This window comes from Enterococcus sp. AZ071 (genome assembly GCF_050499065.1).
Lineage (GTDB): Bacteria > Bacillota > Bacilli > Lactobacillales > Enterococcaceae > Enterococcus_A > Enterococcus_A ferrettii.
Genome location: NZ_JBIPAS010000001.1, coordinates 2,867,501 through 2,883,069, shown reverse-complemented (window position 1 = coordinate 2,883,069; position 15,569 = coordinate 2,867,501). Strand labels below are relative to the sequence as shown.

10 protein-coding genes (1 of these 10 cut by a window edge) are annotated in these 15,569 nt (G+C 40.6%); 4 read left to right on the top strand and 6 right to left on the bottom strand.

Annotated features, from left to right (window positions below; all coding sequences use genetic code 11):
- Nucleotides 1-19: 19 nt before the first annotated feature.
- Complete coding sequence (rpoB, locus tag IGI49_RS14285) at nt 20-3,640, bottom strand: DNA-directed RNA polymerase subunit beta (RefSeq protein WP_429962229.1); 3,621 nt, start codon at nt 3,638-3,640, stop codon at nt 20-22.
- 704 nt (nt 3,641-4,344) lie between these two features.
- Here rpoB and IGI49_RS14280 point away from each other — a divergent pair.
- The 4 genes from IGI49_RS14280 (at nt 4,345) to IGI49_RS14265 (ending at nt 8,117) form a co-directional block, all read left to right on the top strand.
- Nucleotides 4,345-5,334 carry an ABC transporter substrate binding protein gene (locus IGI49_RS14280; protein WP_429962228.1) on the top strand — a complete coding sequence of 330 codons (990 nt, stop codon included), beginning with the start codon at nt 4,345-4,347 and terminating at the stop codon, nt 5,332-5,334.
- 28 nt (nt 5,335-5,362) lie between these two features.
- Nucleotides 5,363-6,298 (top strand): ABC transporter permease, encoded by a 936-nt coding sequence (locus tag IGI49_RS14275; protein WP_207705037.1) that lies wholly within the window; start codon nt 5,363-5,365, stop codon nt 6,296-6,298.
- A complete protein-coding gene (locus tag IGI49_RS14270; protein WP_429962227.1) occupies nt 6,273-7,076 on the top strand; it encodes an ABC transporter ATP-binding protein in 804 nt (267 codons plus the stop codon). The genes IGI49_RS14275 and IGI49_RS14270 overlap by 26 nt, the downstream gene beginning before the upstream one ends.
- Nucleotides 7,077-7,160: 84 nt before the next feature.
- Nucleotides 7,161-8,117: a biotin--[acetyl-CoA-carboxylase] ligase gene (locus IGI49_RS14265; RefSeq protein ID WP_429962226.1), complete on the top strand. Its 957-nt coding sequence runs from the start codon at nt 7,161-7,163 to the stop codon at nt 8,115-8,117.
- 39 nt (nt 8,118-8,156) lie between these two features.
- Here the strand turns inward: IGI49_RS14265 and sstT are convergent, their stop codons facing one another.
- From sstT to IGI49_RS14240, 5 genes are all read right to left on the bottom strand, one after another.
- Complete coding sequence (gene sstT / locus IGI49_RS14260) at nt 8,157-9,389, bottom strand: serine/threonine transporter SstT (RefSeq protein WP_429962225.1); 1,233 nt, start codon at nt 9,387-9,389, stop codon at nt 8,157-8,159.
- A 237-nt stretch (nt 9,390-9,626) separates the two neighbouring features.
- Nucleotides 9,627-10,976 (bottom strand): glutathione-disulfide reductase, encoded by a 1,350-nt coding sequence (gene gor, locus IGI49_RS14255; RefSeq protein WP_207705041.1) that lies wholly within the window; start codon nt 10,974-10,976, stop codon nt 9,627-9,629.
- Nucleotides 10,977-11,036: 60 nt separating this feature from the next.
- Nucleotides 11,037-12,278, bottom strand: a complete 1,242-nt coding sequence (locus IGI49_RS14250; RefSeq protein WP_429962224.1) for a peptidase U32 family protein — start codon at nt 12,276-12,278, stop codon at nt 11,037-11,039.
- Nucleotides 12,279-12,290: 12 nt separating this feature from the next.
- Entirely contained in the window at nt 12,291-13,211 is a 921-nt protein-coding gene (locus IGI49_RS14245) for a peptidase U32 family protein (protein WP_429962223.1), read from the bottom strand.
- Between the two features lie 110 nt (nt 13,212-13,321).
- Nucleotides 13,322-15,569, bottom strand: the 3' portion of a protein-coding gene (locus tag IGI49_RS14240) for an ATP-dependent Clp protease ATP-binding subunit (RefSeq protein WP_429962222.1). Its footprint extends 251 nt past the window's final position; the window shows 2,248 of its 2,499 coding nt (coding positions 252-2,499); its start codon lies beyond the right edge, outside the window; it ends in the stop codon at nt 13,322-13,324.

Below are 15,569 nucleotides of genomic sequence, written 5' to 3'. Positions count from 1 at the left end.
ACTTGCGTCAAACGGACTCTTATAAGTCTTCTGCTGTTTCAATTTCCTGGATTAAATCTGCGGCCTGGCTTTCACGTTCAGCAGCGGCTTTTTGTTCCAAGGCTTTAGCTGATTGTTGTTCAGCAAACTTGGTTAAAGCATCAACTGTGATCAAGTCGTCGTCATCATCATCCATGTCACGCAATTCAATTTCTTTGTCGTCGATATCCAATACTTGCATATCTAAACCAAGAGCTTGTAATTCTTTCACCAATACGCGGAAGGATTCCGGAACGCCTGGTTTTGGAATTGGTTCACCTTTGACAATCGCTTCGTAAGTCTTCACACGACCTACAACGTCATCTGACTTGTAAGTCAAGATTTCTTGCAAGGTATAAGCAGCACCGTATGCTTCCAGTGCCCAAACTTCCATTTCCCCAAAACGTTGTCCACCGAATTGCGCTTTACCACCTAATGGTTGTTGCGTAACAAGAGAGTAAGGTCCAATTGAACGAGCATGCAGCTTATCATCAACCATGTGGGCCAATTTGATCATGTACATAACACCAACCGAAATACGGTTATCAAATGGTTCACCTGTACGTCCATCATAAAGAACGGTTTTAGCATCGCCAGCCATACCTGATTCACGTACAGTTTCCCATACATCTGTATCGGCAGCTCCATCAAATACTGGAGAGGCTACGTGGATGCCTAAATAACGAGCAGCCATACCTAAGTGCAATTCCAATACTTGTCCGATATTCATCCGAGAAGGTACCCCTAGTGGGTTCAACATGACATCAACTGGTGTGCCGTCTGGCAGGTAAGGCATGTCTTCTTCTGGCATAATGCGAGAAACGACCCCTTTGTTTCCGTGACGGCCGGCCATTTTGTCCCCTTCATGGATTTTACGTTTTTGAACAATGTATACCCGTACCAGCATGTTAACACCTGGTGATAATTCGTCGCCGGCTTCACGAGTAAAGATTTTCACATCGTGAACGATTCCGCCGCCGCCGTGAGGAACACGTAATGATGTATCACGCACTTCACGGGCTTTTTCACCAAAGATAGCATGCAATAGACGTTCTTCAGCAGAAAGCTCAGTAACTCCTTTTGGTGTTACTTTACCTACTAATAGATCGCCATCATGAACTTCAGCACCAATGCGGATAATTCCCATTTCGTCCAAGTTCTTCAATGCGTCTTCCCCAACGTTCGGGATTTCGCGAGTGATTTCTTCAGGTCCTAATTTCGTATCACGAGCTTCTGATTCGTATTCTTCAATATGAATCGAAGTATACACGTCGTCTTTAACCAAACGACGGCTCATGATAATCGCATCTTCATAGTTGTAACCTTCCCAAGTCATGAAGGCAACTACTACGTTTTGACCTAATGCTAATTCTCCGTTTTCCATTGATGGACCATCAGCCAAAATGTCCCCAACTTCGACGATTTCGCCTAAGCCTACTAACGGACGCTGGTTATAGCTGGTACCAGAGTTGGAACGACGGAATTTAGTAATATCGTATTTATCCAAGGCGCCATTGTCGCGACGAACCCGTACTTCAGTTGCGTCTACAAATTCAACAACACCATCGTTTTTACATAATAAAGCAGCACCTGAGTCATGAGCAGCTGTATATTCCATACCAGTACCAACCCATGGAGAACGCGGTTGGATCAACGGTACAGCTTGCCGCTGCATGTTGGCACCCATCAAGGCACGGTTGGAGTCATCATTTTCCAAGAACGGAATACATGCAGTCGCTACCGCAACTACTTGTTTAGGCGATACATCCATATAATCCACTTTATCGATAGTTACTTCCAAGTTTTCACTAGTTGCTCGAGCCATAACTAGTTCTTCAACAAATGTCCCGTCATCGTTTAATTTGCTGTTGGCTTGGGCCACAACGTAATGATCCTCTGTGTCGGCAGTCAAGTAATCAATATGTTCAGTTACTCGGCCAGTTGCCCGGTCTACCCGGCGGTAAGGTGTTTCGATAAAACCGAATGTATTCACTTTTGCATAAGAAGCCAAACTGTTAATCAACCCGATATTCGGACCTTCCGGTGTTTCAATCGGACACATACGGCCATAGTGAGAATAGTGAACGTCTCGAACTTCATATCCGGCACGGTCACGAGTCAAACCACCAGGTCCTAAGGCAGATAGACGACGTTTATGCGTCAACTCACCCAGTGGGTTGGTTTGGTCCATGAACTGTGACAGCTGTGAAGAACCAAAGAATTCTTTGATACTTGCTACAACCGGACGAATGTTAATTAATTGTTGTGGTGTTAAAGTTTCAGTGTCTTGAATCGACATCCGTTCCCGAACCACACGTTCCATACGAGCCAGCCCGATCCGGAATTGGTTTTGCAGTAATTCACCTACGGAACGAATACGACGGTTCCCTAAGTGGTCAATATCATCCACGTTGCCGATGTTTTCCATTAAGTTCAAGAAATAACTCATTGAAGCAATGATATCTGCTGGGCGTACGGTACGTATTTCCGCAGGCGGATAGCCATTACCAATAACTGTTACTTCACGCTCTGGATCTTTCGGTGAATAAACTTTGATTGGTTGAACCGTCATTGGTTCAGTAACTACCGCATCATCTGAAGGGTAGTAAGTCACTGAGTTCAATCCTTTTTCCAAATGAGGGCCTAATTCTTCCATCACTTGGTGGGTTAAAACTGTTCCTTTTTCCACGATGATTTCGCCAGTTTCTGAATCCACTAAGGTTTCAGCTAAGGTTAAATTCAACAGACGAGTTCTTAAATCTAATTTTTTATTTACTTTGTAACGACCAACATTTGCTAAGTCGTAACGTTTTGGATCGAAGAAACGAGCTGTCAGCAAGCTTCGAGAGCTGTCGGCTGTTTTTGGCTCACCCGGACGAAGACGTTCGTAAACATCCTTCAAGCCTTCTTCGGTTCTAGAATCACTTGGGTTTTTATGCAAGTCTTTTTCAATCGTGTTACGCAATGATTCGCTTTCGCCAAACAATTCCATAATAGTATCATCTGAGCCAAAGCCTAACGCACGAACTAGAGTAGACAAAGGAATTTTCCGAGTACGGTCAATCCGTACATATGAAATATCTTTCGCATCTGTTTCCATTTCCAACCATGCACCACGGTTAGGAATGACTGTTGAGCCAAAGCCTTCTTTTCCATTTTTATCTACTTTCCCATGGAAATAAACACCAGGAGAACGTACCAGCTGCGAAACGATTACCCGTTCGGCACCATTGATAATAAAGGTTCCTTGTTCAGTCATTAATGGGAAATCACCAAAGAATACTTCTTGGGATTTAATTTCGCCAGTTTCGCGGTTTACTAAGCGTAAGATAACATGTAGAGGGGCAGAATAATTTGCATCGTGTTGGCGTGCTTCTGCGACGGTGTATTTTGGTTCCTTCAATTCATAGTCAACAAATTCCAATGACAGGTTTCCGGTAAAGTCTTCAATTGGCAAAATGTCTTCAAACATTTCTCTTAGACCTTCATCTAAGAACCATTGATAAGAATCTGTTTGAATTTCGATCAAGTTCGGTAATTCCAATACTTCACTGATGCGGGCAAAGCTTCTACGTGTGCGGTGTTTCCCGTATTTCACGTCATATCCAGCCAAGTTCTTCACTCCTTGTTAAAAGTCTGAAAACCGATCCGAAGATTCATGACATTTTTGTTACGAACGTTAAGTTCGTGTAACAAGAGACATTTTTTACGGCTTTTAGGCAAAAAAAAACCAAAAATAGAACGTTCTCTTGAAAAATTTTCGTGAGCTTCTACTTTTGTTTCCTTTATTTTAAACCGAAACGGACAATATTTCGTTCCTGTCTTAGATCATTTCAGATAGTTTTAGCAACTTCATATAATACATGAATCCAGCAAGAATGTCAATAGCTTCTGGAAATAATCGAGTTCTTGATGCAGGTTTTCTTAAACAAATTAACTCTACTCCTTCCAATAAAGTTAATATATAAACTCTCTTAATTTTCTGAACTTTTCGTTTTTATTATTGACATCTCATTTTTCTTACCTTATACTAATGAACAACCAGAAGTGGAGGTTTTTCTTATGAATATGATGACGATGAAAAAACCACAACTGAATAATCGCTACTTTAGCTATTTTAGATAATGTTTGTATTCATCACTGGATGCAAACAGGGCAAAACGCAAGTTTGTATCTATGATGGCTAGAGCAATTTCACGTACCACCAGCCACGTAGAGGAAATACTAAGTGGCTGAGGATAATAAAATGATTATCTCGTATGTACAATCATCCACTTAGCATTCTGAGTGGGTGATTTTTTGTATTATAAAAGGAGAGAAAAAAAGATGAAAAAAACTTTATTAGCAGGAATTAGCGTACTTGCCTTAGTAGCACTTGGGGCTTGCGGAGGCGGAAACAACGACACAACAGATAGCACTGGCAGTGCAGCGAACAGCGATGCCAAACATGTAGGAGTATTGCAATTGGTACAACATGCCTCATTAGATGGTGCCTACGAAGGATTCAAAGAAGGGCTGAAAGAGGGGGGCTATACTGAAGGCGAAAACTTAGTTATTGATTATCAAAACGCACAGAATAACCAAGACAACCTGAAGAGTATGAGTGAAAAATTAGTCAAAGACAAAAATGATTTGTTATTGGGAATTGCGACTCCTTCAGCACAATCACTACTAAATTCAACAACTGATATTCCAATCGTTGTAACTGCAGTAACTGATTTAGAAGAAGCGAAATTAGTTAAAAGCAACAAAGAACCTGGCGGCAATGTAACAGGTACTACAGATATGGTGCCAATCGATAAACAAACAGACTTGCTTCTGTCTTTAACTCCAGACGCTAAAAAAATCGGCATTATGTACAATGCTGGTGAAGCAAACTCTAAAATACAAGCAGATTTAGCACAAGAAGCTTTAGAAAAAGCTGGTGTTGAAGTAATCACTAAAACTGCTAACACAACTAACGATGTACAACAAGTAACTGAATCTTTAGCTAACGAAGTAGATGGCATCTATGTTCCAACAGATAACACGTTCGCTAGTGCTGCATCAATCGTTGGTGAAGTTGTTAAAGAGAAAAAAATTCCTTTAGTTGCTGGATCAACTGACCAAGTAGAAGCAGGTGGGTTAGCGACTGTCGGAATCAACTACAAAAAATTAGGAAAACAAACTGGCTTGATGGCAGCTAAAATCTTAGATGGCGACGCTGAACCAGCTACTATGCCCGTTGAAAGTGCTGACAGCCTTGAATTAGTTGTCAACAAAGAAATGGCCAAAGATTTAGGAATCGATCCAGATAGCATTAAAGAACCAGCGTAATATGCGCACCCAGAAAGAAGGATGAAGGATGAATATTTTGTCACTATTACTCTCAGCTACGTCACAAGGACTCTTATGGTCTTTACTTGCGATCGGTGTTTACCTGACCTTTCGTATCTTGGATATTGCCGATCTAACCGCTGAAGGAAGTTTTCCTCTAGGCGGCGGGATCGCGGCAGTTATGATTGTCAACGGTACCCACCCAGTGTTAGCTACAATTGCTGCCTTTTTCGGCGGCATGCTGGCGGGGTTGATTACAGGAATTTTGAATACAAAATTTCGTGTTCCAGCTTTGCTAGCCGGTATCATTACTATGACCGGTTTGTACTCCATAACTTCTCGAGTTATGGGCGCTCCAAACATTGCTTTGTTAGGTGAAGACACTGTTTTTACCCCAATTCAAAGCATGGGATTAATGAAAAACAATGCTGTGATTGCTGTCGGCGCTTTAATCGCTGTTTTAGTGATTGTTCTGCTCGTTTTGTTTTTCCGTACCGAGATCGGTTTAGCTATCCGGGCTACTGGCGACAATCCAGATATGAGTGAAGCAAACGGGATCAAAACTGAGAATATGAAGCTTTTAGGCTACATGATCTCTAACGGTTGTATCGCATTGTCTGGTGCGCTATTGGCGCAAAACAACGGCTTTGCTGATTTAAACTCCGGTGTGGGAACAATCGTTATCGGCTTGGCTTCTATCATTATCGCTGAAGTACTGCTGCACAATCGCCCCATTGCGACTCGTCTCATTACTATTGTCGCAGGTGCCATCATTTACCGTTTCATTTTGGCTTTAGTATTCGAAATGAACGTTCAGCCAACGGACTCAAAACTTGCTTCGGCCATCGTTTTAGTGGTTTGTCTATCCTTACCGCAAATTCGTCAAAAGCTAGGATTGAATATCCCAAAAAAAGATCGTAAGAAAGGAGTTGAGAACAATGCAACCAGTCTTAAAAATCAGTAATCTTCATCAATACTTTGAAAGAGGAACGATTAACGAAAATCATGTACTGCGCGGCATTGACTTAGCGCTGGAACCAGGAGACTTTGTTACGATCATCGGTGGAAACGGAGCCGGAAAATCAACTTTGCTAAATAGTATCGCAGGCACCTTGCCAATCGAAGAAGGCAAAGTCTTTCTAAACGATACAGACATTACTAAACAATCGGTTACCAAACGTGCCAAGAAAATCAGTCGTGTATTCCAAGATCCGCGTATGGGAACCGCCGTACGTTTAACAGTTGAAGAAAATCTAGCCTTGGCGATGAAACGCGGCTTCCAACGAGGGTTCGGTTTAGGTGTTCGCAGCAAGGACCGTGAATTCTTCCGAGAACAGCTGGCCACTCTAGATTTAAACTTAGAAAACCGCTTGGATGCTGAAATTGGATTACTGTCTGGTGGGCAGCGGCAAGCAATTACCTTGTTAATGGCTACCTTGCAGCGTCCTGAATTAATTCTGCTGGATGAGCATACTGCAGCGTTGGATCCAAAAACATCCATCACAGTGATGCACTTAACCGAAAAATTAATTCGTGAACATCAATTAACAGCCTTCATGGTTACCCATGATATGGAAGATGCTATCCACTACGGAAATCGTTTGATTATGCTTCACCAAGGACAAATTGCGATCGATATCCGACAAGAGGAAAAAGAACATTTAACCGTACCGAAATTAATGGAATTATTCCATCAAAACTCAGGTGCTGAATTAAAAGATGACGCATTATTGCTTAGCTAAAAATCAACTATTCATCCTTCTTGGCAGACTACTTTGCGGTAGTCTGCTTTTTTTGATACACTGACCAAAAAGGAGGCCATCTTGTTGTCGACAAAAGAAAAAGTATTACAAAAACTAAAAAATACGACTGGCTTTGTATCCGGCGAACAACTAGCACAAGAACTACAGCTTTCTCGCACGGCTATCTGGAAAGCAATTAAGGAATTAGAAAAATCCGGCTATCAGATTGAGCATCATTCAACCGGTTACCGTTACCAAGCTTCAGATGTATTAGACGCAGCGGAAATAGCAGCCGGTATTCAGGAACCATTGACAATACGTATTTTAGATACATCGGTTTCCACTATGAAAGATGCCCAATTGGCGGTACTAAATGGTGAGGAGCCACCAATTTTAGTAGTTGCTGATATGCAGGAAGCACCACGGGGCCGTTTCAACCGACCGTTTTTTGCTCTGGAAAAAGCAGGTATTTATATGAGCATTCTGTTAAAACCTGACACTCAGTTACATGAATTACCACAATATACCGTTTTGATGGCTGTAGCTGTCACTCAGGCTATTGATACTCTTGCCGGAGTCGATACTCAAATTAAGTGGGTAAATGATATCTATTTAAATGGGAAAAAGCTCGTAGGAATTCTCTCAGAAGCAATGATGGATGTAGAAATCAACAGACTTAAACATGTTATCATTGGTATGGGGATTAATTTTTCTGTACCTCAAGAAAAATTTCCACCCGAGCTGCAAGAAAAAGCGACCTCGCTATTTGCTGATGGGAAACCAACCATTACTAGAAATCAGCTGATTATCGAAATTTGGAATCAGTTCTTTCAATTGCTTGAACAAAAAGATTCTACGTATCTATCCATTTATCGTAAAAAATCTTTTGTTTTAGGTAAGAGGGTAACTTTTCAACAAAAAAATCAGCAATTTTCTGGTAAAGCGGTAGGGATCAGCGACACTGGTGAACTACTAGTCGACTTAGATGGTGAAATTACTGCACTTTCCTCCGGCGAAATCAGTTTAAGCAGTATTCAATAAAAAAAGAAAGCTCCTCTCGTCAATGAGAAGAGCTCCTTTTTAATTTGCTAAACGTTCCTTCAATTTTAAATCTTTGCCTTTTTTTCGCAAATCAGCTAATTCCGCCACTGCTGTGAAAAATAGATCATTGGATGAATTAACGGCTGTTTCCACTGAATCCTGAACGACACCAATGATAAATCCTACACCTACTACTTGCATCGCAATATCATTGGGAATCCCGAACAGACTACAAGCTAACGGAATCAGTAACAGTGATCCGCCGGCAATGCCTGAAGCCCCACAAGCTGATAGTGCAGATAATACACAAAGTATCAAAGATAAGCCCAAACCCACTTCGATTCCCAAGGTGTTTACCGTAGCCAAAGTCATAATCGAAATGGTTACAGCTGCTCCTCCCATATTAATAGTGGCACCTAACGGTAAAGAAATAGAATAAGACTCTTCACTTAATCCTAAATGTTTTGCCAACATCATATTAATCGGAATGTTCGCCGCAGAGCTTCGGGTAAAGAAGGCTGGAATAGCACTCTCTTTTAAACAGAAAAAGACTAACGTGTAAGGATTTTGACGAATCAAGATAAATGCAACGAGTGGATAAGCAATCAAGGCTACCACTAACATGGTTCCAACTAACAGTAATAATAACTGTCCATATTGGGCCAATCCCTTTACACCTGTAGTTGCAACCGATTGGTACACCAATCCTAAAATACCAAAAGGTGCTAGAGCAATAATCAATTGCACAACATGAGTAATAGCAGTCGCCAAATCATCTGCCAAGTCCTTCGTCCGTTGATCACGTGTCCGTAAAGCAAAACCAATTAAAGCTGCCCAAAACAGTAGAGCTAGATAATTGCCTTCCGCCATTGCTTGAATGGGATTTTGTACGATATTGGTCAAAATTGTATTCATCACTTCACTTAATGCTTGAGGTGCTTCTTGCATACCAGATACCTCCTGCAAGGTAATTTTTACTGGAAAAATAAAGCTGGCTACCACAGCAATCGCTCCAGCCAATAGGGTGGTAAATAAATACAACGCAATAATCGGCTTAATAAAAGTTTTTGTTCCTGTCTGATGTTTTGCTACCGAAGCTAAAATCAATACAAATACCAGAATTGGTGCAATTGCTTTTAATGCGCCTACAAACAAGTCTCCTAAAATAGCAATGAATGTCCATTGTGGAACGACAATACCTAGTATTGCCCCGATAATAATACCAATAACAATTCTTTTAATTAGGGATAAATTCTTAAAAAATTCCAACAAACCATTTCCTTCTCTCTACCTCATTTGCCATATTGAACAAAGCCATTTGCTGCTTAACCCACACAGCCACGTTCATTCTATCTTTAGTAAAATGAGATTTCAAGAAGAAATATAAGTTATCTTTCATTTGGCTTCCGTTTATCAAAAAAATAGTATTATGAGGTTAAAAAATACCACTATACTCATCAATTAGTTTAATGAGCATAGTGACATTTTTATCATTATTAAAGCGTTCGACTAACGCATCGTTACAAATTCTTCGCTGCCAGTAGGGTGGATAGCCACAGTATTATCGAAATCCTTTTTAGTAGCACCCATTTTGATCGCTACTGCAAATCCCTGCAGCATTTCATCCACACCCATACCAATGCCATGCAAACCAATAATTCGCTCCTCTTCACCTAAGCAAATCAACTTCATATCGCATTTTTGCCGATAGTCACTTAGAGCAAAATACATTGGTGTAAAACGGGAATGGTAAATTTTGATATCCTTTGAATCATACCGTTCGATTGCTTGTTCTTCAGACAAACCAATTGTTGCAATCGTTGGATGAGTAAAGATAACTGTTGGAATATTGTCATAATCCAGATACTCATCTTTCTTACCATTGAATAAACGTTCAGACAAACGTCGGCCTGCTGCAATCGCAACTGGCGTTAAATCAACCTTGCCGATCACATCTCCAATAGCATAAATACCTTCAGCAGTCGTATTTTGGTATTTATCTACGTTAACAAAGCCTTTCTCATTCAATTCAACAGTCGTATTTTCAATGCCTAACTTGTCTGTATTAGGCTGACGACCTCCTGCGAAAATGACACAATCACCTGTTAACGTTTCACCATTCTCGAAATAGACCGTAAAATTGCCTTGCTCATCTTTTTCTATCTTTTCAGCCACAAAATAAGGATGCAAGTCCATATTGTTATCGCGATAAATCTCCATTAAGTTCTCAGCCAGCATTTTGTCGAAAGTACGCAAGGGTTGACCATAACGAAAAGCCCAATGAACTTTCGTACCCATTCCCTGTAAAACACCACCCAATTCTGCTGCAATATAACCGGCACCTAGCATAATTGCTTCTCGCGGCTGTTTCTTCAAGGCAAAGAAACCATTAGAATCAATCGCTAGTTCACCACCAGGTATCTGCATTTGTGATGGTTGGCCACCTGTTGCAATCAAAATATGTGGAGCAGTATATTCCAGATCATTTACTTCTACTACATGGTCTGATTTAAAAGCCGCGTAACCATGGATACGTTTGACATGATTGCTGTCTAATCCACGATTGTAAGCACCATGCAAGAATTCAATATATTTTTCTCGACGATCCACTAATTGTTCGAAATTGAAGTTTTTTACATCAACGGATATTCCATAGCTTTCAGCATCACGTTCAATCATTTCCAGCATAGAACTAGCTTGCCACATCACTTTCTTAGGGACGCATCCCACATTCACACACGTTCCGCCAATTTCATGACCTTCAATCAGTAAAACCTTAGCGCCATGCATACCCGCACGATTTGCTGAAGCAATTCCGCCGCTTCCACCACCAATTACAATGTAATCATATTGTTCCATTAATGTTCCTCCTAAACCAGACAGCCGCCCAGACCATCCTATACTTAATATATTTGGGGGTTAATCTTTTTTCTTGCGAATCATATCACCGGCTTTTACCGGTTGTGCTATCGGCATCGTAAGAATCATCATCGGGTTCGGTGCTCGATCAATCGATTCACCCTCTTCATTTTTCATCTCATCCACAGTTTGGTGAAAGTGTTGGAAGTTGGGCCCATAAAATTCGATCTCATCTCCTATACGGAAATGATTCCGTTGCCGAATAGTAGCTATTCCCGCTGCTTCATCATAACTTAACACTTCGCCAATGAATTTATAAACCGGTATTTTTCGACGTGCACCAAATAATTGATCATTCTCAGTAGGTATATGATAATAGAAACCAGTAGATAATTCACGTTGTGCGACTTTCCACAACTCATCAATCCATTCCGGCTTGCAAATATAATTGTCTGGATCAGCCATGTAACTGTCAACTGCCGCTTTATAGACATTGGATACCGTTGATACATAATGAATAGATTTCATGCGACCTTCAATTTTCAAGCTGTCTACACCATTTTCAATTAAATCAGGAATATGTTCAATCATTGACATATCTACAGCACTCATTGAGAATTCTTCTGTCACATCGCCATTAGCAGTCAGGGAACGGTGCTCTTGAGCGTATGGTATATCAAAGAGTTCATATTTCCAACGACAAGACTGTGAGCAGCCTCCACGATTAGCATCTCTCATAGACATATGATTAGAAAGTGTACAACGACCAGAATAAGAAATACACATAGCCCCGTGTACAAAGGCCTCAATTTGAATATCTGTATGTCGACGAATTTCCGCCAATTCATCCATGGATACTTCACGAGCTAATACCACCCGTTCCAATCCCTCTTCCTTCCAAAACTCCAGCGTTTCATAATTGGTAGCTGAAGCTTGGGTTGATAGGTGAATTTCTAATCCAGGTGCCTCAGTCGAGCAAATTTCAATTAAGGCCGGATCTGAGATAATAACTGCTGATATTCCAATATCCCGTAATTTACGGAAAAAATCTCCCGCACCTTTCTCGTTACCTTCATGAGTTACCATATTAGCTGCTACATAGACCTTAGCATTATATTTTTTTGCAAAAGCAACGCCTTCTTCCATTTCCTCAAAAGAGAAGTTTCCAGCTCTTGAGCGCAATCCGTAAGCATCTCCGCCTATGTATACCGCATCTGCTCCATAATGGATAGCAGTTTTCAATTTTTCTAATGTTCCGGCAGGTGCTAAAACCTCCGGACGTTTTAATTGTTTTTGTCCCATTGTTTTGCTCCTTTATTTAATCGCCTCTGGGTCTAAATGATAAAAACCTGTATCCAACCCACGTTCTGCTGGATGAAACTGCTGAATCGTTTCTTCCACTGCTTTAGCTTGTTCCTCTGACCAATTTCCAGCTTCCAGTGCTTCTTTCGCTGCAGCAAATAATTGAGCAACTTTTACAAAAGTTTCTCCTGGTGTAAATAATCCATCTAGCTTCCAAGTAGTAAACCCTTGGGTATATAATTCACTCAATTCATTGATTAAATTAAGATCATTATCCGCAAAAATATGCGTGCCATGTTGATCTTCATAAATTGAATAATGAGTATCTTCCTTCTTAGGCTCGGACAAAAATAACCTGCGTTTGCGATCGATAGCTTCATCTTGTTCAGTATACTTAAAGTAATTTTTCAATAATGGCCGTTTAGACTGATGAATACACGTTGCACCATACACCAGTACCTCAACTGGAATGTTTACCTGCTGAGCCAAAACCTTCATTTCCTCAAATGGAACTTCTCGGGCCAACAATGCTCCAACTGCCCCCTTTTTCTGCCAGAAATTGATTTGCCGGGCATTAGTCACTAAAATCTCTGCATCATAAATAAACGGCAACGGATAATTTCCTTTACGCAATACTTGGATTACCCCTGTATCACCAACAACAATCCGGTCCGGTTGACACTCCACTAGAAAATCTAAATATTCTGGTACTTGTTTCATTTTGTCCGGGTGCATAATAGCATTGAGTGCAATATTCACTTTTTTCCCATGCTGATGTGCATACTCAATCACTTCTTTTTGTTCCACTCGAGAGAAAGAAGCCGGCAAACGTAAACCAAACTCCTCTTCTCCTATATATAATGTATCAATTCCGACATTTAACAACGCTTTTGCCTGATCGATAGATTCTACGGTAGCAATGATTTCAATCATTCTTTATCCTCCTTTATGACTGTTTCATACTATCACAGCTCTAAGAAGTTTCCAACCAGCTTTAGAAAAAAGAAGCTCCCCTCCTAAGAGGAAAACTTCTCATATAATTACTAAACTTCTTGGGGAATTTTGTCTTCTTTTGATGCTCGAACGGTTAACGTTATCTTACCTTTACTGGCACCAATAGTAACCGCATCTCCCAATTGAATTTGACCAGAAAGCAACGCTTCTGCTAAACGATCTTCCACTTCTTTTTGTAACGCCCTTCTGATTGGACGTGCACCATATTCAGGATCAAATCCAACTTTCCCAATAACATCAAAGGCCGAAGCTGTAATCTTTACCTTAATCTCATGCTCAGTCATACGTTCAACAATCGAACGACTCATAATTTTCACAATTTCATGAATTTGTTCCTGATCCAATGACTGGAACACTACTGTTTCATCAATCCGGTTCAAGAATTCAGGACGAAACGCTTTTTTCAACTCTTCCAAAATACGTTTCTCCATTGCATCATGATCTTTCGTAATATCCTTAACATTAAAGCCTACATTTTTTTCTTCGCGAATCTCGGTAGCACCAATGTTAGACGTCATGATTAAAATAGTATTACGGAAATCAACTTTACGTCCCTTAGAATCAGTTAAATGACCGTCATCCAAAACTTGCAGTAAAATATTGAATACATCCGGATGAGCTTTTTCAACTTCATCAAGCAAAATCACTGAATAAGGTTTCTGACGAATCTTTTCGGTCAATTGACCACCTTCTTCATAACCCACATAGCCCGGAGGCGAGCCAATTAGTCGACTCGTACTGTATTTTTCCATAAACTCGGACATGTCGACCCGAATTAACGCTTCCTCACTACCAAACATTGCCTCAGCCAAAGCTTTCGCTAATTCAGTTTTACCAACACCAGTAGGTCCCAAAAACATAAAAGAACCTATTGGGCGATTGGGATCTTTTAATCCACTGCGAGCGCGACGAATTGCTCGAGAAATAGCTTTTACAGCGGTATCTTGTCCCACTACTCGTTTATGCAGTACATTTTCTAGATCGAGCAAACGCTGACTTTCTTTCTTCTCCAACTGTTGCAAAGGCACACCTGTCCATTGAGAAACGACCGACGCAACATCTTCATCTGTAACCCGATTAATATAGCCATTCTCTTGTTTTGCTTCAGTAATAGCCGCACGTTCCAACTCTTGATTCAACTGTTTTTCTTTCATACGCAAACGAGCAGCAGATTCAAAGTCTTGATTTTGAATTGCTTTTTCTTTCTCTTCAGTCAAATCGTAAATTTCTCGCTGTAATTCATCTAATTCCGAAATCTCATCCGTTGTATCTAACCGAACCTTCGCAGCGGATTCATCCATAAGATCAATCGCTTTGTCTGGCAGTTGACGTGAATTAATGTAACGAACAGATAGAGAAACTGCTGCATGTAAAGCTTCATCCGTAATTTCAACGCTGTGATGTTCTTCATAACGTGGACGCAAACCTTTTAATATTTGCTCAGCTTCCTCAGGAGTAGGCTCATCAACTTGTACACGTGCAAAACGCCGCTCCAAAGCAGAATCTTTTTCAATATATTTCTGATATTCATCAAGAGTCGTTGCGCCAATTGTTTGTAACTCGCCTCTTGCCAAAGCAGGTTTCAAGATATTCGAAGCATCAATTGCCCCTTCTGCCCCACCAGCACCAATTAATGTATGCAACTCATCAATAAACAGAATAATTTTTCCATCATGATAAATTTCATCGATAACTTTTTTCAATCGGTCTTCAAACTCACCTCGATACTTCGTGCCAGCAACTAAAGCACCCATGTCCATCATCATTAAGCGTTTGCCTCGCATATCTTCTGGAACATCATTTGAAATAATCCGCTGTGCTAACCCTTCAACAATAGCAGTCTTACCTACACCTGGTTCCCCCACTAGTACAGGGTTATTTTTCGTTCTACGACTTAAAATTTGAACAACGCGGCGAACTTCACTTTCCCGGCCAACAACCGGATCTAATCTCTTTTCCCGAGCCAATTTAGTTAAGTCTCTGGCAAGACTGTCTAATGTTGGTGTACCTTGAGAAGTATTTTGCTGATTTTTTGCTACTGGCTTGCGGCGACCCATTCCTTGTTGATTCTGGGAAACATTCTCTGTTACTCCCATCTTTTTTAATAACAATTGTCGCATTTTAGGCAAACTCAAGCCTAAATTCACTAAAATATGCGAAGCAAGAATCTCATCATCTCTTAATAATCCTAATAAAATATGTTCTGTTCCAACTAATTTCGCATTGAACCGTTTCGCTTCATCATCAGCAAAAATCAAAATTTGCTTTGCTCTTGGA

Excerpts from the sequence above, each read along its gene's own strand:
- IGI49_RS14280 (WP_429962228.1), top strand. The coding sequence starts at position 4,345 with ATGAAAAAAACTTTATTAGCAGGAATTAGCGTACTTGCCTTAGTAGCA.
- IGI49_RS14275 (WP_207705037.1), top strand. The coding sequence starts at position 5,363 with ATGAATATTTTGTCACTATTACTCTCAGCTACGTCACAAGGACTCTTA.
- IGI49_RS14270 (WP_429962227.1), top strand. The coding sequence starts at position 6,273 with ATGCAACCAGTCTTAAAAATCAGTAATCTTCATCAATACTTTGAAAGA.
- gor (WP_207705041.1), bottom strand. The coding sequence starts at position 10,976 with ATGGAACAATATGATTACATTGTAATTGGTGGTGGAAGCGGCGGAATT.
- IGI49_RS14250 (WP_429962224.1), bottom strand. The coding sequence starts at position 12,278 with ATGGGACAAAAACAATTAAAACGTCCGGAGGTTTTAGCACCTGCCGGA.
- IGI49_RS14245 (WP_429962223.1), bottom strand. The coding sequence starts at position 13,211 with ATGATTGAAATCATTGCTACCGTAGAATCTATCGATCAGGCAAAAGCG.